Origin of the sequence: Klebsiella sp. HC6 (assembly GCF_022605325.1) — a bacterium.
GTDB classification, from domain to species: domain Bacteria; phylum Pseudomonadota; class Gammaproteobacteria; order Enterobacterales; family Enterobacteriaceae; genus Klebsiella; species Klebsiella terrigena.
In genome coordinates this window covers 5,763,302-5,785,175 of the sequence record NZ_CP093276.1, presented here as the reverse complement: position 1 = coordinate 5,785,175, position 21,874 = coordinate 5,763,302, and the positions used below count along the sequence as shown (strand labels likewise).

The following is a 21,874-nucleotide window of genomic DNA, read 5'->3' as shown; positions in this document are numbered from 1 at the left end:
TGTCACCCGAACCACTTACTAAAGTAAGTCATTCGGGATTCGCTAACCTTGCGCCCTGATGCATCCCGAACGATTTTGTGTATGACATACTTTACTAGCCTGAACGACGGCGATTGCGAGGCGGTCCGTTGCGGCGCGGGCCGTTGCCCGTGCGTGGACGCGCCAGGCGCAGCGGCCGCGGCAGATCGGTCATCAGCACGTCTGGGTTGTACTTGCTTACCGGGATTGAGTGCCCGATATAGGTTTCAATCGCCGGCAGGTTCAGCGCGTACTCTTCACAGGCCAGGCTGATGGAGTGGCCGCTGGCGCCAGCACGACCGGTACGGCCAATGCGGTGTACGTAGTCTTCGCAGTCGTCCGGCAGGTCGAAGTTAAAGACGTGGGTGACGGCCGGGATATGCAGACCGCGTGCCGCAACGTCCGTTGCCACCAGAATATCAATATCGCCACGGGTAAACTCTTCGAGGATACGCAGGCGTTTTTTCTGCGCGACGTCGCCGGTCAACAGGCCAACGCGATGACCGTCAGCGGCGAGGTGGCCCCAGATATCTTCACAGCGATGCTTGGTGTTGGCGAAGATAATGGCGCGATCCGGCCACTCTTCTTCGATCAGCGTCTGCAGCAGGCGCATTTTCTCTACGTTGGAAGGATAGAACAGCTCTTCCTTAATACGGTGACCCGTTTTCTGTTCTGGTTCGACTTCAACGTATTCGGCGTTGTTCATCTGCTCAAACGCCAGTTCGCGTACCCGGTAGGAAAGGGTGGCGGAGAACAGCATGTTCAGGCGCTGGTTAGCCTGCGGCATACGACGGAACAGCCAGCGGATATCTTTAATAAAGCCGAGATCGTACATGCGATCGGCTTCGTCGAGGACGACAACCTGAATAGCGCCAAGGTTGATATGATTTTGTTTGGCGTAGTCGATAAGACGACCGGTAGTCCCGATCAGAATGTCGACGCCGCTCTCCAGCACTTTCAGCTGCTTGTCGTAGCCATCGCCGCCGTACGCCAGACCGAGCTTCAGGCCGGTGGCCTGCGCCAGCGGTTCCGCGTCAGCATGGATCTGTACAGCCAGCTCACGCGTTGGCGCCATGATCAGCGCACGCGGTTGGTTAACCTGGCGCTCAGCGATAGCAGGGTGAGAGAGAAGATAATGAAACGTTGACGTCAGGAACGCCATCGTTTTACCGGTACCGGTTTGCGCCTGCCCGGCGACGTCTCGACCTTCCAGCGTTAGCGGAAGAGCGAGTGCCTGAATGGGCGTACAATTATGAAACCCTTTCTTTTCAAGGGCTTCGATAACTGCCGGGTGCAGGGCGAAGTCGGAAAACTTCTGTTCTGTTAAATGTGTTTTGCTCATAGTGTGGTAGAATATCAGCTAACTATTGCATTAAGAAAGCGTATCCGTTGAAATAACGTCAACCTTTCGTTGGCTATACGCGAAATTACTGAAGGTGCTCTGCGGCAACCGAATGAATCTTCGAAAGCTTAGACTACTAAGCGGACCGGCGGTGAATAATCTACCGGTAACGGTTTGAACACGGTTTGCTTTGACTCCTGCGCGGCGAGGTCCATGATGGACCGGGTCGCACAGGCTGTCAGTTACAGAGGCATCCTGAAGGATAACGTGTATAACGTAGCATTAACGCGTCGTTGATGTCTGCGACACCAGCACACCAGGCTTATTCCTGTGGAGTTAAATATGAGCGATAAAATTATTCACCTGACTGACGACAGTTTTGACACGGACGTACTCAAGGCTGACGGGCTAATCCTCGTCGATTTCTGGGCAGAGTGGTGTGGTCCGTGCAAAATGATCGCCCCGATTCTGGATGAGATCGCTGGCGAGTATGAGGGCAAGCTGACCGTTGCGAAACTGAACATCGATCAGAACCCGGGCACCGCGCCGAAATACGGCATCCGCGGCATCCCGACTCTGCTGCTGTTTAAGAACGGCGAAGTGGCGGCAACCAAAGTTGGCGCACTGTCTAAAGGCCAGCTGAAAGACTTCCTCGACGCCAATCTGGCGTAATCAGTTTGCCATTCCGGCGTCCGGATTCCTATTTTTTGCGGAACTCTGGACGCCCGGCTTGAGTCGTGCTAAGTTAACTTCAGACTTCGTTTTAAACATACCTTTATTGTTTGAATCTTGCTTTACCCGAAGCATCCCGCAGAAATGCGCGTGAAGCTAAAAATTCCGGGCTTATCACTCATTCCGTTTTGTCGTTTCAGCTCTGCGTTCTTTCCTGTGACCAGGCAACGTACAGACACGAGATGTAGGCCGCTAACAGGCATGGATGTTCCTGCCATACCATTCACAACATGAAGTTCGAGTTCTACCCCGAGTTTAAGAACCCACACCATTATGAATCTTACCGAATTAAAGAATACGCCGGTTTCTGAGCTGATTACTCTCGGCGAAAATATGGGGCTGGAAAACCTGGCCCGTATGCGTAAGCAGGATATTATTTTTGCCATCCTCAAGCAGCATTCGAAGAGTGGCGAAGATATCTTTGGCGATGGCGTACTGGAGATACTGCAGGATGGATTTGGTTTCCTCCGCTCTGCAGACAGCTCCTATCTCGCCGGTCCCGACGACATCTACGTATCCCCTAGCCAAATCCGCCGTTTCAACCTTCGCACTGGTGACACCATTTCCGGTAAGATTCGTCCTCCTAAAGAGGGTGAGCGTTACTTTGCGCTGTTGAAAGTCAACGAAGTTAACTACGACAAGCCGGAAAACGCGCGTAATAAGATCCTGTTCGAGAACTTAACGCCGCTGCACGCAAACTCACGTCTGCGTATGGAGCGTGGTAACGGCTCGACTGAAGACTTAACCGCTCGCGTCCTGGATCTGGCTTCGCCGATCGGTCGCGGTCAGCGTGGTCTGATTGTTGCTCCGCCGAAAGCCGGTAAAACGATGCTGCTGCAGAATATTGCGCAGAGCATCGCTTACAACCATCCTGACTGCGTGCTGATGGTCCTGCTGATCGACGAACGTCCGGAAGAAGTGACCGAGATGCAGCGTCTGGTTAAAGGTGAAGTTGTTGCTTCTACCTTTGACGAACCCGCATCCCGTCACGTTCAGGTTGCCGAGATGGTTATCGAGAAGGCCAAGCGCCTGGTTGAGCATAAGAAAGACGTTATCATTCTGCTCGACTCCATCACCCGTCTGGCTCGCGCCTACAACACCGTCGTACCGGCTTCCGGTAAAGTTCTGACCGGTGGTGTGGATGCCAACGCCCTGCACCGTCCGAAGCGTTTCTTCGGTGCTGCGCGTAACGTCGAAGAGGGCGGCAGCCTGACTATCATCGCTACGGCGCTGATCGACACCGGCTCCAAGATGGACGAAGTTATCTACGAAGAGTTTAAAGGCACCGGTAACATGGAGCTGCACCTCTCGCGTAAGATCGCAGAAAAACGCGTCTTCCCGGCTATCGATTACAACCGTTCCGGTACGCGTAAAGAAGAGCTGCTCACCACTCAGGAAGAGCTGCAGAAGATGTGGATCCTGCGCAAAATCATCCATCCGATGGGTGAAATCGACGCGATGGAGTTCCTCATCAACAAGCTGGCTATGACCAAAACTAACGATGACTTCTTCGACATGATGAAGCGTTCGTAAGTTTAAAAAAGCTGAAAAACGCCACGCAACCGCGTGGCGTTTTGTTTTTGGGATTTGTATGATCCAGAAAGGGAAATCGGAGCGGGTATTATCGTATGATGAACGCGCCTCTCCTGGCAGAGATAACTTTAACAGACTAAAATCTATACAATAAATTTGTAATGATCTGCATTACCCCTTCAGGAGTTGAGACATCGTCGTTATACTTCCCGGATTAACCATGCTGAGAGCACATGCGTTGTGAATTTACTCACTGCTATTACTGAATTAATCAGTATTTTCTTATTCACTACCCTTTTTATATTTGTGGCTCGCAAGGCGGCAAAAAAGGTTGGGTTAGTCGATAAGCCTAACTATCGAAAACGGCATCAGGGTCTGGTTCCGTTAGTGGGTGGGATCTCAGTTTACGCGGGTATTTGTTTTACATTTGCGATCGCGGATTATTACATTCCCCATGCTTCGCTGTACCTGGCGTGCGCCGGTATTCTGGTCCTGGTCGGCGCGCTGGATGACCGATTTGATATCAGCGTAAAAATTCGTGCGGTTATGCAGGCCGCCATTGCCGTCGTCATGATGATGGCAGGAAACCTGCATCTTAGCAGCCTCGGTTTTATTTTTGGCTCATGGGAGCTGGTGCTCGGCCCCTTCGGTTTCTTCCTCACTCTTTTTGCCGTTTGGGCAGCAATTAACGCCTTTAATATGGTTGATGGCATCGACGGCCTGCTCGGCGGTCTGTCATCGGTCTCCTTTGCGGCAACGGGCATCATCCTGTGGTTTGATGGCCAGTACAGCCTGGCAATGTGGTGTTTTGCGATGATTGCCGCCATTCTGCCCTATATTTTACTTAACCTCGGTGCGCTTGGCCGTCGCTATAAGGTCTTTATGGGCGATGCCGGCAGCACCATGATTGGCTTCACCATTATCTGGATCCTGCTGGAAACCACGCAGGGTAAAACGCATCCCATTAGCCCGGTGACCGCGCTGTGGATTATTGCGATTCCGTTGATGGATATGGTGGCGATTATGTATCGTCGCCTGCGCAAGGGCATGAGTCCGTTCTCTCCGGACCGCCAGCACATTCATCATTTGATCATGCGCGCTGGGTTTACTTCCCGGCAGGCATTCGTCCTGATCACGCTGGCCGCCGCTTTACTGGCGCTGGTAGGGGTGGTGGCGGAATATACCCGTATCGTTCCTGAATGGGTGATGTTAATACTCTTTTTGTTAGCCTTCTTCCTTTACGGCTACTGCATTAAACGCGCCTGGAAAGTGGCGCGCCTGGTTAAGCGCATCAGACGCAGAATACGGCGACACAGCAGCAATAATCCAAAATTAACCAAGTAGAACTGGGGACGTGATGACTCAACCATTACCGGGAGCACAAGCAGTGAACGTTGAGAATGAGCTGGATATTCGCGGGCTGTTTCGCGCCTTATGGGCAGGGAAAATTTGGATAGCAGGGATGGCCGTGCTGTTTGCGCTGATCGTACTGGTTTATGCCTTTTTTGCTCGCCAGGAGTGGAGCGCGACGGCAATTACCGACCGGCCAACCGTAAATATGCTGGGCAGCTACTACTCGCAGCAGCAGTTTTTACGCAATCTCGATATCAAAGCCAACCTGGCTTCGGTCGATCAGCCTTCGGCAATGGACGACGCCTATAAAGAGTTCATCATGCAGCAGGGGTCCTGGGATACCCGGCGTGATTTCTGGCTGCAAACCGACTATTACAAACAGCGCCAGTCGGGTAATTCTCGCGCCGATGCCGCGCTGCTGGACGATCTGATTAACAATATTCAGTTTATGCCGGGTGATGCGGTAAAGAATACCAACGATAGCGTGAAGCTGACGGCCGAGACCGCGCCGGATGCCAATAATCTGCTGCGTCAGTACGTAGCGTTTGCCAGCCAGCGCGCGGCGGGCCACCTGAATGACGAGCTCAAGGGCGCCTGGGCGGCACGTACCGTGCAGATGAAAGCGCAGGTTAAGCGTCAGGAAGAGGTCGCGCGTGAGATTTTCAACCGCCGTACCCATAGCGTGGAACAGGCGCTGAAAATCGCCCAGCAGCATAATATTTCCCGCAGTGAGACCGATATTCCTGCCGAGCAGCTGCCGGATTCCGAGCTGTTTTTACTCGGCAGGCCGATGCTGCAGGCGCGGTTAGAAAATCTGCAAGCGGTAGGTCCGGAATACGACCTTGACTATGACCAGAGCCGCGCGATGCTGAATACCCTGAACGTTGGGCCGACTTTAGATCCGCGTTTTCAGACTTACCGGTATTTGCGTACGCCGGAAGAACCTGTAAAACGCGATAGCCCGCGCCGCGTATTTCTGATGGTGATGTGGGGGATTGTGGGCGCGCTCATCGGCGCAGGCGTGGCGTTATCGCGGCGTCGTATCCAGTGAATGCGGCCTGTGATGAAGGTCATGCGGACTTCATCACCTAATCGAAGAGAATCGATGTGAAAGTACTAACTGTATTTGGCACAAGACCCGAAGCCATCAAAATGGCACCGCTGGTTCATGCGCTGGCCAGAGACCCTCATTTTGAGGCGAAAGTGTGCGTAACCGCGCAGCACCGGGAGATGCTCGATCAGGTGCTGAAGCTGTTTGCTATTGTTCCGGATTACGACCTGAATATCATGCAGCCGGGCCAGGGCCTGACGGAGATTACCTGCCGCATCCTTGAAGGGCTGAAGCCGGTCCTCGAGTCGTTTAAGCCTGACGTTGTGCTGGTGCATGGCGATACCACCACCACGATGGCGGCGAGCCTCGCCGCTTTCTATCAGCGAATCCCGGTGGGGCACGTTGAGGCGGGACTGCGCACCGGCGATCTCAGCTCGCCGTGGCCGGAAGAGGGTAACCGGACGTTAACCGGGCGGCTGGCAACCTGGCATTTTGCGCCGACGGAGACCTCGCGGCAGAACCTGCTGCGGGAGAACGTTGCCGATAGTCATATCACGGTCACCGGCAATACGGTTATCGATGCGCTGTTCTGGGTTCGCGATCGCGTATTGGGCGATGAGGCGCTGCGCATCGAACTGATGCAGCGCTATCCGTTCCTGGCTAACGGAAAGAAGATGATCCTGGTCACCGGCCACCGTCGCGAAAGCTTCGGCCGCGGGTTTGAGCAGATCTGCCACGCGCTGGCGGAAATTGCGGCCAGCCATCCCGATGTACAAATTGTCTATCCGGTGCACCTGAACCCAAACGTCAGCGAGCCGGTAAACCGCATTCTTGGTCATGTTGATAACGTGATTTTGATCGAACCGCAGGATTACCTGCCGTTTGTCTGGCTGATGGATCGCGCATGGCTGATCCTCACTGACTCCGGCGGTATTCAGGAAGAAGCCCCTTCGCTGGGCAAACCGGTTCTGGTGATGCGCGAGATGACGGAACGGCCGGAAGCGGTAGCCGCAGGCACCGTTACGCTGGTCGGTACCGATAGCCAGCGCATCGTCGCGGAAGTCACGAATCTGCTGAACAACGATGCCGCATACCAGGCGATGAGCCGGGCGCACAACCCTTACGGCGATGGGCAGGCATGTAGCCGCATTGTGACCGCACTTAAAAATAATCAGGTAACGCTATGAGTTTTTCTACCATTTCAGTGATTGGCCTTGGGTATATCGGTTTGCCAACCGCTGCCGCGTTCGCCTCCCGGCAAAAGCGGGTGGTGGGCGTTGATGTTAATCAGCACGCGGTGGAGACCATTAACCGCGGCGAGATTCATATCGTGGAACCGGATTTGGCCAGCGTGGTTAAGACCGCGGTCGAGCAGGGCTATTTAAGCGCCACCACCGTGCCGGTGGAAGCGGACGCCTATCTGATTGCCGTACCGACGCCGTTTAAGGATCTGCACGAGCCGGATATGGTCTTCGTCGAGTCGGCGGCAAAATCAATAGCGCCGGTGCTGAAGAAGGGGGCGCTGGTTATCCTTGAGTCCACCTCTCCCGTCGGGGCGACGGAGTTGATGGCGAGCTGGCTGGCCGAGCTGCGCCCCGATCTGAGCTTCCCGCAGCAGGCAGGCGAAGCGGCGGACGTCAATATCGCCTACTGCCCGGAACGCGTGCTGCCGGGCCAGGTGATGGTTGAGCTGATTAAAAACGACCGCGTGATTGGCGGTATGTCCCCGGTCTGTTCTGCCCGCGCCAGCGAGCTGTATAAAATTTTCCTCGAAGGCGAGTGCGTGGTGACCAACTCCCGCACCGCAGAGATGTGCAAGCTGACCGAAAATAGCTTCCGCGACGTCAATATCGCCTTTGCTAACGAACTGTCGCTGATCTGCGCCGAGCAGGAAATTAACGTCTGGGAGCTGATTCGCCTGGCGAACCGCCATCCGCGCGTCAATATTCTGCAGCCGGGGCCGGGCGTTGGCGGCCACTGTATCGCGGTCGATCCGTGGTTTATCGTGGCGCAAAATCCGCAGCAGGCGCGGCTGATCCGCACCGCGCGGGAGGTCAACGACCATAAGCCCGAATGGGTTATCGAGCAGGCGAAGGCGCGGGTGGCCGAGTGTCTTGCCGCCAGCAACCGGCGCGCCAGCGAGCTGAAAATCGCCTGCTTTGGCCTAGCCTTCAAGCCGAACATCGACGATCTGCGCGAAAGCCCGGCGATGGCTATCGCCATGCAAATTGCGGCCTGGCACAGCGGTGAAACGCTGGTTGTCGAACCCAATATTCACCAGCTGCCGAAGAAGCTCGAGGGTCTGTGCACCCTGGCATCGCTGAGCGATGCTCTGGCAAACGCCGATGTACTGGTGATGCTGGTCGATCACCATGAGTTCAAAGCGATCGGCGGCGACAGCGTAACCCAGGCATTTATCGTCGATACCAAAGGGGTATGGCGGTGAGAACGATTCTGGTCACCGCTATGAACCAAGGCCCGATCCCTGGCTCCGGCTATGGCCAATACTTACTGGATCTCGTCCGTGTCCGTCCGCGCCAGTATTGAACCCCTGGAGTGGGAAAATCGCTTCTTTGGCGTTAACAGCGCGATCGTGCGCTTTCGACACGACGCTCCGCCGCTGACGAGCCAGGCGCTGACCGGCTGGTCGCGTCTGCAGGCGAAGATTGCGGCGGAGGATACCGAACGGCTGGACGCCCTACAGCAGCTGGGCTTCCAGCTGGTTGAAGGGGAAGTCGATCTGGCGCTGCCGGCCGGGACGGCAGACGATCTCGGGTGCGAAATCGCCACCGCCGCGGACATCCCGCGCCTGCGGGAGCTGGCGGCGCAGGCGTTTGCCCTCAGCCGCTTTCGCGCGCCGTGGTATGCCGCTGATGCCAGCGGTCGTTTCTACGCCCAATGGATTGAAAATGCGGTGCTGGGGACCTTTGATAACCAGTGCCTGATTTTCCGCACCTCCGACGGCGATATCCGCGCTTTTGTCTCCCTGCGTCAGCTCAACGCCACGGACGCCCGGATCGGCCTGCTGGCCGGTCGCGGCGCCGGCGCTGAGCTGATGCAGGCGGCGCGAAGCTGGGCCGGATCGCGCGGGCTCTCTACACTGCGGGTGGCGACCCAGATGGGTAATACCGCCGCGCTTAAACGTTATATTCTCAGCGGTGCGAATGTGGAAAACACCGCGTACTGGTTATACAGGTGACATGATGATTCCATTTAACGCGCCGCCGGTGGTGGGAACCGAGCTTGATTATATGCAGTCTGCGATGGGCAGCGGCAAGCTGTGCGGCGACGGCGGATTTACCCGCCGCTGCCAGCAGTGGATGGAGCAGCGCTTCGGCACGGTAAAAGCGCTGCTGACCCCGTCCTGTACCGCTTCGCTGGAGATGGCGGCGCTGCTGCTGGATATCCAGCCGGGCGACGAAGTCATTATGCCGAGCTATACCTTCGTCTCTACCGCCAACGCCTTTGTGCTGCGCGGAGCCAAAATTGTCTTTGTCGATATCCGCCGCGATACCATGAATATCGATGAAACGCTGATCGAAGCCGCCATTACTGAGAAGACCCGGGCGATTGTGCCGGTTCACTATGCCGGCGTTGCCTGCGAGATGGACACCATCATGGCCATTGCCAGCAGGCACAACCTGTTCGTGGTGGAGGATGCCGCTCAGGGCGTCATGTCGACCTACAAAGGGCGCGCGCTCGGAACCATCGGGCACATCGGCTGCTTTAGCTTCCATGAAACCAAAAACTATACCGCCGGCGGCGAAGGCGGGGCGACGCTGATCAACGATCGCCAGCTGGTCGAGCGCGCGGAAATCATTCGTGAAAAAGGCACCAACCGCAGCCAGTTCTTCCGCGGACTGGTGGATAAGTACACCTGGCGCGATATCGGCTCCAGCTATCTGATGTCCGACCTGCAGGCCGCCTATCTGTGGGCGCAGCTGGAAGCGGCGGAGAAAATTAATCAGCAGCGCCTGACGCTGTGGCAGAGCTATTACGACGCGCTGCTGCCGCTGGCGCGCGCCGGGCGCATCGAGCTGCCGATTGTCCCTGCTGACTGCGGGCACAACGCGCATATGTTCTATATCAAGCTGCGGGATATCGACGACCGCAGCAGGCTGATCGCGTGGCTGAAAGAGGCCGAGATTCTCGCCGTCTTCCACTATATCCCGCTGCACAGCTGCCCGGCAGGGGAGAACTTCGGCGAGTTCCGCGGCGAAGACCGTTTTACCACCCAGGAGAGCGAGCGCCTGCTGCGTCTGCCGCTATTCTACAATCTGTCGTCGGTTAACCAGCGGACGGTGATTAACTCGCTGCTGAGCTACTTCTCCTGATATGTCGCTGGCAAAAGCTTCCCTGTGGACCGCGGCGTCCACCCTGGTCAAAATCGGTGCCGGACTGCTGGTGGTTAAGCTGCTGGCCGTCTCCTTCGGGCCGGCGGGCGTAGGTCAGGCCGGTAACTTTCGCCAGCTGGTCACCGTGCTTGGCGTCCTCGCCGGCGCCGGTATTTTCAACGGCGTAACCAAGCTGGTGGCGCAGCATCATGACGATCGCCGGCAGTTGGATAAGGTAGTCGGCACCTCCTCTTCGATGGTGCTGGGCTTTTCGACGCTGCTGGCGATTATCTTTTTACTCGCCGCGGCGCCGATTAGCCAGGGGCTGTTTGGTCATACGCAGTACCAGGGGCTGGTGCGGCTGGTAGCGCTGGTGCAGATGGGCATTGCCTGGGCTAACTTTCTGCTGGCGCTGATAAAAGGCTTCCGCGATGCGGCGGGGAACGCGGTATCGCTGATTGCCGGTAGCCTGATCGGCGTGGTGGCATACTATGCCTGTTACCATTTCGGCGGCTATCAGGGTGCGCTGCTAGGGCTGGCGCTGGTTCCCGCGCTGGTGGTGGTTCCGGCGGCTATCGTGTTGTGGCGGCGGGGGAGTATCCCGCTTAGCGCGCTGCGCCCGCGCTGGGATAACGGCCTGGCGGGGCAGCTGTCAAAATTTACCCTGATGGCGCTGATTACCTCGGTAACGCTGCCGGTCGCTTACGTGATGATGCGTAACCTGCTGGCGGAGCATTACGGCTGGGAGGCGGTGGGGATCTGGCAGGGGGTGAGCAGTATTTCCGACGCCTATCTGCAGTTCATTACCGCGTCGTTCAGCGTCTATTTGCTGCCTACGCTCTCCCGGCTAACCGCCAAAGCGGATATTACCCGCGAGATCGGCAAATCGTTAAAATTTGTCCTGCCGGCGGTGGCGGCGGCAAGCCTGACCGTCTGGCTACTGCGCGACTTTGCCATCTGGCTGCTGTTTTCCGAACGCTTTACGGCGATGCGTGACCTGTTTGCCTGGCAGCTGGTGGGCGACGTCCTTAAGGTCGGAGCCTATGTTTACGGCTACCTGGTGATCGCCAAAGCATCACTGCGTTTTTATATTCTGACGGAAATCAGCCAGTTCACGCTGTTGACCGCCTTCTCACACTGGCTTATTCCGGCGCACGGCGCAGTTGGCGCAGCGCAGGCGTATATGGCTACGTATATTGTTTATTTCGCCCTTTGTAGCGGCGTGTTTTTACTTTGGCGTAAACGGGCATGACAGCACTGATACACGTACTGGGATCGGATATTCCGCACCACAATCAGACCGTTCTGCGGTTCTTTAATGACGAGCTGGCCGCCGGCGACGAGCAGGCGCGCAGGTTTATGGTGGTCGGTGAAGCAGCGGGCGTCCGCGAGGCGTATCCGGCGCTATCCATCACCTGTTATCCCGGAAAGAAATCGCTGGCGCAGGCGGTCATCTCCGCGGCGAAAGCGGATCGGCGCCAGCGCTTTTTCTTCCACGGTCAGTTCAATACCGGCCTGTGGCTGGCGCTGCTCGGCGGTGGAATTCGCCCTTCCCAGTTCAACTGGCATATCTGGGGCGCCGATCTGTATGAGAATTCGTCCAGCCTGAAGTTCCGGCTTTTCTATCCGCTGCGCCGTATGGCGCAGGGGCGCGTGGGGCGCGTTTTCGCCACCCGCGGCGACCTGAGCTGGTTTGCCCGCCGCCACCCAAAGGTGGCGGGAGAGCTGCTCTATTTCCCGACCCGGATGGATCCGGCGCTGAATACGCTGGCGGATAGCGCCCCGCGCGCCGAAGCGCTGACCATTCTGGTAGGCAACTCCGGCGATCGCAGCAATGAACATATTGCGGCGCTGCGCGCTATTCATCAGCAGTTTGGCGATACGGTAAACGTGATCGTCCCGATGGGCTATCCGGCCAACAATGCGGAATATATTAGCGAAGTGCGCGCGGCGGGCGCGGCGTTGTTTAGCGCCGGGAATTTACAGGTGCTCAGCGACAGGCTGGAATTCAACGATTACCTGGCGCTGCTGCGCCGCTGCGATCTGGGCTATTTTCTCTTTGCCCGCCAGCAGGGGATCGGTACGCTGTGCCTGCTGATTCAGGCGGGTATTCCCTGCGTCCTGAATCGGGAGAATCCGTTCTGGCAGGATATGACGGAGCAGAATATTCCGGTACTGTTTACCGGCGATACCCTGGATGTTGCCGTGGTACGCGAGGCCCAACGTCAGCTGGCGAACGTTGATAAGAACCAGATTGCTTTCTTCCGGCCAAACTACCTGACGGGCTGGCAGCGGGCATTGCAGATTGCCTCGGGGGTGAGCGCATGACATTAATGCAATTTAGCGGGCTGCTGGTGGTCTGGCTGCTGTCGTCGCTGTTTATTGCCACCGCCACGTATTTTGAGTTTCGCCGGGTGCGCTTTAACTTCAACGTCTTCTTTTCGCTGCTGTTTCTGCTGACTTTCTTCTTCGGCTTCCCGCTGACCAGCATTCTGGTCTTCCGCTTTGACGTCAGCGTTGCGCCGCCGGAAGTGCTGCTGGAAACCCTGCTGGTGTCGGTGTGCTTTTACGCGGTGTATTACGTCACCTACAAAACGCGGCTGCGTTCGTCCGCGCACGATCGCCAGCGCCGTCCGCTGTTCACCATGAACCGCGTGGAGACCCATCTGGCATGGATGATTCTGCTGGCCGTTGCGCTGCTGTGCGTCGGCATTTTCTTTGCCCACAACGGATTCCTGCTGTTCAGGCTCAACTCCTATAGCCAGATCTTCTCCAGCGAAGTGTCCGGCGTGGCGCTGAAGCGCTTTTTCTATTTCTTTATTCCGGCGATGCTGGTGGTCTACTTCCTGCGCCAGGACTATAAGGCGTGGATTTTCTTCCTTATCAGCACCACCGCCTTTGGTCTGCTGACCTACGCTATCGTCGGCGGCACGCGGGCGAACATCATTATCGCCTTCGCCATCTTCCTGTTTATCGGCATTATTCGCGGCTGGATAAGCCTGTGGATGCTGGCTGCGGCCGGCGTGCTGGGTATCGTCGGTATGTTCTGGCTGGCCCTGAAGCGTTACGGGATGAACGTCAGCGGCGATGAGGCGTTTTATACCTTCCTGTACCTGACCCGCGATACCTTCTCGCCGTGGGAGAACCTGGCGCTGCTGCTGCAGAACTACGATAAGATAGCGTTCCAGGGGCTGGCGCCGATGATCAGGGATTTCTACGTCTTTATCCCCAGCTGGATGTGGCACGGCCGGCCTTCGATGGTTCTGAATACTGCCAACTACTTCACCTGGGAAGTGCTGAATAATCACTCCGGGCTGGCTATCTCGCCCACGCTGATTGGTTCGCTGGTGGTGATGGGCGGAGTGTGGTTTGTTCCGCTTGGGGCGGTCGCGGTCGGGCTGATTATTAAGTGGTTTGACTGGCTGTATGAGCTTGGCAACCGGGAGAACAACCGCTACAAGGCGGCCATTCTGCATAGTTTCTGTTTTGGCGCTATCTTCAATATGATCGTGCTGGCACGCGAAGGGCTGGATTCTTTCGGCTCTCGCGTGGTGTTTTTCCTCGTGATCTTTGGTATCTGCCTGCTGGCGGCGAAGTTGCTGTACTGGTTCCTGGATAGCGTAGGACTGATTCATAAGCGGACCAAACCGCTTTCGCAACCTCAGGTCTGATAAGGATTAACATGTCTGAGAGTACTTCCGCGCCGTTGTATCTGCTGAGAGGTTTACAGCTCATCGGGTGGCGCGACATGCAGCACGCACTGGATTTTCTCTACGCTGACGGCGCCATTCGTCAGGGTACGCTGGTGGCGATCAACGCCGAAAAGATGCTGGCAGTCGAGGACGATCCCGAGGTTCGGGCGCTGATTGAAGCGGCAGAATTTAAATATGCCGACGGTATTAGCGTGGTGCGTTCATTACGTAAAAAATATCCTCAGGCCCAGGTATCGCGCGTGGCGGGGGCCGACCTGTGGGAAGCCCTGATGGAGCGCGCCGGAGCCCAGGGCACGCCGGTCTTTCTGATCGGCGGCAAGCCGGAGGTGCTGGCCCAGACCTGTACGCAGCTGCGCCAGCGCTGGAATGTTAACATCGTCGGCAGCCAGGACGGCTATTTCTCCGCCGACCACCGCCAGGCGCTGTTTGAGCGCGTCCGCGACAGCGGGGCCAGGATTGTCACCGTGGCGATGGGTTCACCGCGCCAGGAGATCCTGATGCGCGACTGCCGGCGGGTTTATCCGCAGGCGCTCTATATGGGCGTGGGCGGCACCTACGACGTATTTACCGGCCACGTTCACCGGGCCCCCAGGTTCTGGCAGAACATGGGGCTGGAGTGGTTCTATCGTTTGATATCACAGCCGAGCCGGATTAAAAGACAGATCAGGCTGCTGCGATATTTACGTTGGTATTATACCGGTCAGCTCTAATATTCCACTGCAAACCGGCGAGTTTTCACACATATTCTGTGTAATGTATTCACCTGGCTGATACTTTATTTGCCATTTCGGCAAAATTAATTAACCATTCGCATGCTTAATGCGCGCCGGCACTCTTTGCCGGCGTGCAGGCAGGGCTATTTCCTTTCACACATTTATAAAAATAACCGGTATATGCGCGGGACCTTCAGAAGGGCATCAAGGCGGCTTATCAGCTAACTTTCCGACATCCATCATGATGACGGAGGGATGGGTGCGTGCTGCCAATAGCGAGGCCGTTCGGCGGGGAACGAGTAAAACCCGGAGCAGGGCAAACACAAGAGGGTATATGACTGAGAAAAAAGCGGAACTTCAGCGCGGGCTGGAGGCCAGGCACATTGAGCTAATCGCCCTTGGCGGTACGATTGGCGTCGGTTTATTTATGGGATCGGCGAGTACGCTGAAGTGGGCCGGCCCGTCGGTCCTGCTGGCGTATATTATTGCGGGCTTATTTGTCTTCTTTATCATGCGTTCGATGGGGGAGATGCTGTTCCTCGAACCGGTAACCGGCTCGTTCGCCGTTTACGCTCACCGCTATATGAGCCCGTTCTTCGGCTATTTGACCGCCTGGTCCTACTGGTTTATGTGGATGGCGGTAGGGATATCGGAGATTACGGCCATCGGGGTTTACGTCCAGTTCTGGTTCCCTGAGATGGCGCAGTGGATACCGGCCCTGATTGCCGTTGGGCTGGTGGCGTTGGCGAATCTGGCGGCGGTACGCCTGTACGGCGAGATCGAGTTCTGGTTTGCGATGATTAAGGTCACGACCATCATCGTGATGATTGTGGTCGGGCTGGGGGTGATTTTCTTTGGCTTTGGTAACGGCGGGCACTCTATCGGCTTTGGCAACCTGACCGAACACGGCGGCTTCTTTGCCGGCGGCTGGAAGGGCTTCCTGACCGCGCTCTGTATTGTTGTTGCCTCCTACCAGGGCGTTGAGCTTATCGGTATTACCGCCGGAGAAGCGAAGAATCCGCAGGTGACCCTGCGCAGCGCGGTCGGCAAAGTTCTGTGGCGTATCCTTATTTTTTACGTAGGCGCCATTTTCGTCATTGTGACTATCTTCCCGTGGAATCAGATTGGCTCCGGCGGCAGCCCGTTCGTACTGACCTTTGCGAAGATTGGCATCACCGCTGCGGCGGGCATTATCAACTTTGTGGTTCTGACGGCCGCGCTTTCCGGCTGCAATAGCGGAATGTACAGCTGTGGCCGCATGCTCTACGCGCTGGCAAAAAACCGCCAGCTGCCGGCGGCAGTCGGCAAGGTCTCCCGCAGCGGCGTACCGGCGGTCGGCGTCGCGCTGTCGATCCTGATCCTGCTGGTGGGCTCCTGCCTGAACTATATTATTCCCAATCCGCAGCGGGTGTTCGTCTACGTCTACAGCGCCAGCGTGCTGCCGGGTATGGTGCCGTGGTTTGTGATCCTGATTAGCCAGCTGCGTTTTCGCCGCGCGCATCAGGAGGCGATGGCCAGCCACCCGTTCCGCTCGCTGCTCTTCCCATGGGCGAACTATATTACGATGGCGTTTCTGGTTTGCGTGCTGATCGGCATGGGTTTTAACGAAGATACCCGGATGTCGCTGTTTGTCGGAATTCTTTTTCTGGCCCTGGTTACCCTTATTTATAAGGTTTTTGGCCTCGGGCGGCATGGAAATGTCGATAAAGCGGCTGAATAAGCAGCAAAGCGCATAAAGTGTGAGCAAACGGAAATTTTATTTAAAAAGGCACTAGACAGCGGGGGGGGAAGTCCGTAATATCCGACCCCGCAACGGCGCTAAGCGCCCGTAGCTCAGCTGGATAGAGCGCTGCCCTCCGGAGGCAGAGGTCTCAGGTTCGAATCCTGTCGGGCGCACCATTTAACCCGGTGCTTGAGCTGCGGTGGAATGTTTTAGACATTGCCGCGTGAAAAGATTTGTAGTGGTGGCTATAGCTCAGTTGGTAGAGCCCTGGATTGTGATTCCAGTTGTCGTGGGTTCGAATCCCATTAGCCACCCCATTATTTGATAGAGTTGTGAATTGCGAAGGTGGCGGAATTGGTAGACGCGCTAGCTTCAGGTGTTAGTGTCCTTAGGATGTGGGGGTTCGAGTCCCCCCCCTCGCACCACGACTTTAAAGAATTGAACTAAAAATTCAAAAAGCAGTATATCGGCGAGTAGCGCAGCTTGGTAGCGCAACTGGTTTGGGACCAGTGGGTCGGAGGTTCGAATCCTCTCTCGCCGACCAATTTTGAACCCCGCTTCGGCGGGGTTTTTTGTTTTCTGATATTGCAAAAAATCCTCGTATCTTCCTGATTTAAAAAATAAAAACTCCCTGCTTCTACCGCCATTATTTGTCCAGAAAACTCCCAATTCACCATCGGGGGAGATGTCATCTCCACAGAACCTGTGCGATAATAAACGGGTAGATGCTCATTCCATCTCTTATGTTCGCCTTAGTGCCTCATAAACTCAGGAATGACGCAGAGCCGTTTACGGTGCTTATCGTCCACTGACAGATGTCGCCATTATCTGGTCTCATCAAACACCATGGACACGACGTTGAGTGAAGCACCCAATTTGTTGTCAAACAGACCTGTTTTAACGCCCGCCCTGATTATCAGTGCGGGCGTTTTTTTCTTTCAGGGACCGGTAAGAAAAGGGCAGGGGATAAACAGAGAAGGGGCGCGGCGAGAAGAGCGCTGTCGCCCCTGATGAGGCGACAGCGGCTGGGACGGCTACTGCGGCGTATTGTTCTGCAGGGTTAGCAGCAGGCCGTCGCGGCGCAGAGTGGCGGCCTCTTCCGGCTGGTGCAGGCGGTCGAGCGTATCCGCCAGCCAGGCGTAGTCAAACGCATCCGGGCGCTGCTTCAGGGCGGCGCGGAACGCGATGCTGGCCTCCTGCCATTCGCCATGGCGCATCAGCGATTGCCCCAGCGTACTCCACAGCAGCGGACGATCGCCGACGGTTTTGATCTGCTGGCGCAGCACTTTTTCCAGCTGTTCCGGATTATTGGTCTTCAGGCGCGGGATAAGCATCACCAGACGATCGTCATACTGCTTTTTCAGGCCGTCGATAATAATCTGCTGCGCGGTATCGTGGTCATCGCTCTCAATGAGCAGATTCGCCATCGCCACCTGCAGCGCGACCTGGCCACGCGTTTTACGGCTTTGGTTTTTCCACCATTCGCGCAGGCCTTCGCTGCCCCGATCGGCCAGCGTCTTATCCATTAAACCGATCCACGCCTGCTGCTCGAGCGCGGCGCGATGCTCTTCATCGTTGACGTTGGCTTTTGCCATGGACGGGATGATATCCAGCAGCGAGTGCCACGCGCCGGTGCGGGTGTAGGCCTGTTCCGCCAGACGCAGGACTTCAGGATGTCGGGGAGTGATTTCCAGCAGCTTATCAATACCGTGGCGCGCCGCATGATTTTCATTGCGCGCCAGCTGCAGGCGCACGCGGGCAATCTCGACCGGGATCAGATCGTCTCCGGCCAGCTCCGTTGCGCGCTCAAGATGCTGATTGGCGCGGGCTTCATCGCCGCGCTGCTGAGCCGCTTCCGCCGCCAGAAGATAGTTAACCACCGGCTGCTCGGCGTGATCGGCATTTTTGGCCATCAGCTTTTCAACCTGCTGGTAGTCGCCTTCCGCCAGTTTTAGCAGCGCCTGCTCGGTTTGCTTGCGCGCGCGGCGGCGTTTACGACCTACGAACCAGCCGCGGGTATGGGCGCTGGTGCGAAAAATACGCCGCAGCAGCCATTCAATGGCAAACAGCACCACCATTGTGAGGATCAGTACGATCGCCAGGCCGGTAACGCTGGTTTCAATGTTGTAGTTATCGGTTTGGATCAGCACATAGCCCTGATGGCCGGAAATGATCGGACCGATAACGATCCCGGCGATCAGCAGTGCGAAGAGTAAGAGAATTTTCAACATGCGTTACTCTCCTTGTGGCGCAGGGGCTGGTGCCGGCACGGCTGGCGTCGGGGCAGGAGCCGGAGCACCGCTCTGCGCGACGGCGGGTTGTGCCATCAGGTTACGTACTCGCGTCTGCATCAGTTTCTCGAGTATTGCCTGACTCTGCAGATTTTCCGGTACGCTCATGGTGATGCTCTGCTGGCTCAGCTTATCGACCTCCTCAAGGAAGGCTTTGGTGGTGGCATCGTCAGTATCGTAATAGGCGCGAACCCAGGTCGATACGTTTTCCAGAGCCTGCTTGTAGGTCTCTTCCTGGTGGCGCGGAACCGCCTGCGCGGCGACCAGCAGGCGGGAGCGAATATTCTCGCGCAGGTAGACGTCCTGGTTCGGTGCCAGCAGCGGCACTGCCGTTTCATCGCGGCGGCGGATGGTGATAAAGCTGTCCATAAAACTCTGCCAGCTTTTCTGCAGGTTAATACGCCACTCGCCGATGGAGCTGGACAGCTCTTCGCTGTCGGAATCCATCGGCGAGTCGTCGTCGTTATTATCCGCCAGACGCAGGTTGTCTATCTGATTAGCGAGCTGATTCACTTTGAGAATGATGCCGTCGTAGTCGACCTGGCTTACCGCCGAGAGCGAGGCGATATCGTCGGTGATGGCGCGGCGGGCGCCAATCAGGCTGGGGTCGTTCATGTCGGCGAGGCTGGCATCGGCGCTTTTGAGCAGCGCGGCGGCGGTGGTGACGTCCTGATCGCTCCACAGCTTGCGTCCGGCAACTTTCACCAGGAAATCGGCCTGCGCCAGCAGCCAGGTTTTAGCGTCGCTGCCGGAGATAACGGCCACTTTCTGCTGCACTTCTTCCAGCTGCTTCGCCAGCGCATCCTGCTGACTTTTGGCCGCGGTCAGCTGGTCAGCCTGCTGCCTGATGATACCTTCGAGTTCGGTTTTTTGGCCTTCCTGCGATTTTTGCAGGGCCGCAATCTGAGCGGATAACGCTGAGCTGGCCGCGTTCTGTCGGGATAGCTGCTGCTTGTGCACGCTGTACAGACCCACGCCGGCGGCGAGGGCAATCGCGATAGCGACCGCGCTCAAAACAAGACTGGTTTTATTCCCGCCCTTTTCCTTCCCGGTTTTCTCTGGCTGTGGCGTCTTTTCCACGGCCTCCCTGGTCTCTTCAACCACGGCGGATTGATTTTGTTGTTCCGTCATTATGGCTTCCAATGTTGAGAGTTATTGTAATGCGCGTAGCAGCGTATCGTTGTCGGCGCTTTCGGCAACCTGGATATCCTGCCAGCCCAATTCCCGTGCCTGCTGGGCCAGGCGTTCGCTGACAACTAAAATGCGACAGCGGAGGAGCCACCGTTCTCGATACCATTGCGGGATCAGCGTCCAAAGCTGTTGCAGCATCTCACCGCTGGTAATGACCAGCGTGGAGACGCCGCGAGACTGCCAGCGCATTGCTTCTTCTGCACCATCATAATGCTTTGCACAACGTTGATAGCACTCACAAAAAGTGACATCAGCGCCGCGCTCGCGGAGCGTTTCGCCGAGTAGTTCCCGGCCGCCATTGCCGCGAAGCAGGAGGGCCTTCTTACCAGCAATGTTTTGTAATTCAGGTAATTGTAGCAAGACTTCGCTGATTTCCCGATCTAATGGGTAGCGAATATTGTGGCCGCTGACCTTATGCAGAGCCAGCGCCGTGGTGCGGCCAATGGCAAAATAGCCGGGAGCCAGCGGCCAGCGCAGGCCCTGCTGCTGCAGGCGAGCGTGGGCAAACTCCACGGCGTGCTGCGAGAGGGCGAACAATAGATCGCCCGCGGAGAGGGCCGCCAGCCGGTCGCCGAGCGTGTGCAGCTCGCGGCCGGGCGTAAATTCAATCAGTGGAAAGCTCCAGGCCACGCGTCCCAGCCCGCGCAGGCGGCTGACCAGCTCTTCGCCCTGCGGCAGCGGACGGGTGACCAGGATACTCATCGTGGCGCTTCTCCGGCATAAACGGCGGTCAGGATCTCCCGGGCACCGTTATCCAGCAGCTCTTCCGCCAGAGAGACGCCAAGGCGCTCGGCGTCTTCCGGGCGTCCGCGGCGCTCGCCGTGAACCATCTGCGAACCGTCCGGCGCGCCGACCAGCGCGCGTAGCCACAGCTCGCCGTCAATAAGCTCGGCGTAGCTGCCGATCGGCACCTGACAGCCGCCCTCAAGGCGGGTGTTCATCGCCCGCTCGGCGCGAACACGTATTGCCGTTGGCGCATGGTTCAGCGGCGCCAGCAGCGCCTGCGTCCATTCGTCGTCAAGCCGACACTCGATGCCGACTGCGCCCTGGCCGACGGCGGGCAGCGACTGTTCAGGGCTTAACGGCTGGCGAATTCGCGCTTCGAGACCGAGGCGTAGCAGCCCCGCCGCGGCGAGAATAATCGCGTCATACTCACCGCTATCCAGTTTGCCCAAACGGGTACCGACGTTACCGCGCAGGGAGCGAATCTGCAGATCCGGGCGCCGTGCGGCCAGCTGACACTGGCGGCGTAAACTTGACGTGCCAACGATGCTGCCCTGAGGCAGCGCGTCAATGGAGGCATAGTGATTTGAGACAAAAGCGTCGCGCGGATCTTCTCGCTCACAAATCGTTACCAGCCCGAGGCCCTCGGGAAACTCGACGGGAACATCCTTCATAGAATGGACGGCGATATCGGCGCGCCCTTCCATAATGGCAAGCTCTAACTCTTTGACAAACAGGCCCTTGCCACCCACTTTTGCGAGGGGTGTATCAAGGAGCACGTCGCCGCGAGTGACCATTGGCACCAGTTCAACCTTGAGCTGCGGATGGCAGGACTCAAGGCGCTCTTTCACATAATGCGCCTGCCATAGCGCAAGTGGGCTTTGCCTTGTGGCAATTTTCAAAACTTTGTCTAACATGCTTGTTACCGTCATTGTCGACCACAAACCATCCTAACATTGTTGTCTTATGGATGTCAGTTTTGTGGGGCAGGACCTCGGCCATCTCTTTATTGGCCTTTTATGCGCATACCGGTTGCCGAACCGTAGAGAGGAATTTACACGCAGTAAACGGTGCTACACTTGTATGTAGCGCATCTTTCTTTACGGTCAATCAGCAAGGTGTTAGATTGATCACGTTTTAAACCATTTGTCCGTCAG

General features: G+C 56.9%; 18 protein-coding genes and 4 tRNA genes. 17 read left to right on the top strand and 5 right to left on the bottom strand.

Features of this window, described 5'->3' with window-relative positions; all coding sequences use genetic code 11:
• Window positions 1-94: 94 nt before the first annotated feature.
• Window positions 95-1,360: an ATP-dependent RNA helicase RhlB gene (gene rhlB / locus MMW58_RS27845; protein ID WP_041143474.1), complete on the bottom strand. Its 1,266-nt coding sequence runs from the start codon at window positions 1,358-1,360 to the stop codon at window positions 95-97.
• A 342-nt stretch (window positions 1,361-1,702) separates the two neighbouring features.
• On the opposite strand from rhlB, the gene trxA reads away from it, so the two are divergent.
• The 17 genes from trxA (at window position 1,703) to MMW58_RS27760 (ending at window position 17,056) form a co-directional block, all read left to right on the top strand.
• Window positions 1,703-2,032 (top strand): thioredoxin TrxA, encoded by a 330-nt coding sequence (gene trxA, locus MMW58_RS27840; protein ID WP_045853623.1) that lies wholly within the window; start codon window positions 1,703-1,705, stop codon window positions 2,030-2,032.
• A 333-nt stretch (window positions 2,033-2,365) separates the two neighbouring features.
• Window positions 2,366-3,625, top strand: coding sequence for a transcription termination factor Rho (rho, locus tag MMW58_RS27835; RefSeq protein ID WP_002883293.1), 1,260 nt, complete (start codon window positions 2,366-2,368; stop codon window positions 3,623-3,625).
• Between the two features lie 240 nt (window positions 3,626-3,865).
• Entirely contained in the window at window positions 3,866-4,969 is a 1,104-nt protein-coding gene (gene wecA / locus MMW58_RS27830) for a UDP-N-acetylglucosamine--undecaprenyl-phosphate N-acetylglucosaminephosphotransferase (RefSeq protein WP_041143476.1), read from the top strand.
• 13 nt (window positions 4,970-4,982) lie between these two features.
• Window positions 4,983-6,029, top strand: a complete 1,047-nt coding sequence (wzzE, locus tag MMW58_RS27825; RefSeq protein WP_133601435.1) for an ECA polysaccharide chain length modulation protein — start codon at window positions 4,983-4,985, stop codon at window positions 6,027-6,029.
• Between the two features lie 56 nt (window positions 6,030-6,085).
• Window positions 6,086-7,216, top strand: a complete 1,131-nt coding sequence (gene wecB, locus MMW58_RS27820) for a non-hydrolyzing UDP-N-acetylglucosamine 2-epimerase (protein WP_241722515.1) — start codon at window positions 6,086-6,088, stop codon at window positions 7,214-7,216.
• Window positions 7,213-8,475: a UDP-N-acetyl-D-mannosamine dehydrogenase gene (wecC, locus tag MMW58_RS27815; protein WP_241722514.1), complete on the top strand. Its 1,263-nt coding sequence runs from the start codon at window positions 7,213-7,215 to the stop codon at window positions 8,473-8,475. Before wecB ends, wecC begins: the two co-directional genes overlap by 4 nt.
• Window positions 8,476-8,553: 78 nt before the next feature.
• Entirely contained in the window at window positions 8,554-9,228 is a 675-nt protein-coding gene (gene rffC, locus MMW58_RS27810; protein WP_241723786.1) for a dTDP-4-amino-4,6-dideoxy-D-galactose acyltransferase, read from the top strand.
• A 4-nt stretch (window positions 9,229-9,232) separates the two neighbouring features.
• A complete protein-coding gene (gene rffA / locus MMW58_RS27805) occupies window positions 9,233-10,363 on the top strand; it encodes a dTDP-4-amino-4,6-dideoxygalactose transaminase (RefSeq protein WP_133601442.1) in 1,131 nt (376 codons plus the stop codon).
• Window position 10,364: 1 nt separating this feature from the next.
• A complete protein-coding gene (gene wzxE / locus MMW58_RS27800; protein WP_159237862.1) occupies window positions 10,365-11,615 on the top strand; it encodes a lipid III flippase WzxE in 1,251 nt (416 codons plus the stop codon).
• Entirely contained in the window at window positions 11,612-12,691 is a 1,080-nt protein-coding gene (locus tag MMW58_RS27795) for a TDP-N-acetylfucosamine:lipid II N-acetylfucosaminyltransferase (RefSeq protein ID WP_241722513.1), read from the top strand. Before wzxE ends, MMW58_RS27795 begins: the two co-directional genes overlap by 4 nt.
• A complete protein-coding gene (gene wzyE, locus MMW58_RS27790; RefSeq protein ID WP_241722512.1) occupies window positions 12,688-14,034 on the top strand; it encodes an ECA oligosaccharide polymerase in 1,347 nt (448 codons plus the stop codon). The genes MMW58_RS27795 and wzyE overlap by 4 nt, the downstream gene beginning before the upstream one ends.
• Window positions 14,035-14,045: 11 nt before the next feature.
• Window positions 14,046-14,786, top strand: a complete 741-nt coding sequence (wecG, locus tag MMW58_RS27785) for a lipopolysaccharide N-acetylmannosaminouronosyltransferase (RefSeq protein ID WP_133601429.1) — start codon at window positions 14,046-14,048, stop codon at window positions 14,784-14,786.
• Between the two features lie 337 nt (window positions 14,787-15,123).
• The gene (gene thrP, locus MMW58_RS27780) at window positions 15,124-16,509 is read left to right on the top strand and encodes a bifunctional threonine/serine APC transporter ThrP (RefSeq protein WP_133601428.1); all 1,386 of its coding nucleotides are present in this window, start codon (window positions 15,124-15,126) and stop codon (window positions 16,507-16,509) included.
• Window positions 16,510-16,611: 102 nt separating this feature from the next.
• Window positions 16,612-16,688 (top strand) — tRNA-Arg (locus MMW58_RS27775).
• Between the two features lie 65 nt (window positions 16,689-16,753).
• Window positions 16,754-16,829: transfer RNA gene (locus MMW58_RS27770), tRNA-His, on the top strand.
• 22 nt (window positions 16,830-16,851) lie between these two features.
• Window positions 16,852-16,937 (top strand) — tRNA-Leu (locus MMW58_RS27765).
• Between the two features lie 42 nt (window positions 16,938-16,979).
• Window positions 16,980-17,056, top strand: a tRNA-Pro gene (locus MMW58_RS27760).
• A gap of 490 nt (window positions 17,057-17,546) precedes the next feature.
• Here the strand turns inward: MMW58_RS27760 and hemY are convergent.
• From hemY to hemC, 4 genes are read right to left on the bottom strand one after another with little or no spacing between them, the layout of a single operon-like run.
• The gene (hemY, locus tag MMW58_RS27755) at window positions 17,547-18,743 is read right to left on the bottom strand and encodes a protoheme IX biogenesis protein HemY (RefSeq protein ID WP_133601427.1); all 1,197 of its coding nucleotides are present in this window, start codon (window positions 18,741-18,743) and stop codon (window positions 17,547-17,549) included.
• A gap of 3 nt (window positions 18,744-18,746) precedes the next feature.
• Window positions 18,747-19,934 carry a uroporphyrinogen-III C-methyltransferase gene (gene hemX / locus MMW58_RS27750; protein WP_241722511.1) on the bottom strand — a complete coding sequence of 396 codons (1,188 nt, stop codon included), beginning with the start codon at window positions 19,932-19,934 and terminating at the stop codon, window positions 18,747-18,749.
• A gap of 21 nt (window positions 19,935-19,955) precedes the next feature.
• Window positions 19,956-20,696 carry a uroporphyrinogen-III synthase gene (gene hemD / locus MMW58_RS27745; RefSeq protein ID WP_159237866.1) on the bottom strand — a complete coding sequence of 247 codons (741 nt, stop codon included), beginning with the start codon at window positions 20,694-20,696 and terminating at the stop codon, window positions 19,956-19,958.
• Window positions 20,693-21,634, bottom strand: a complete 942-nt coding sequence (gene hemC, locus MMW58_RS27740; RefSeq protein ID WP_133601424.1) for a hydroxymethylbilane synthase — start codon at window positions 21,632-21,634, stop codon at window positions 20,693-20,695. Before hemC ends, hemD begins: the two co-directional genes overlap by 4 nt.
• Window positions 21,635-21,874: the final 240 nt, after the last annotated feature.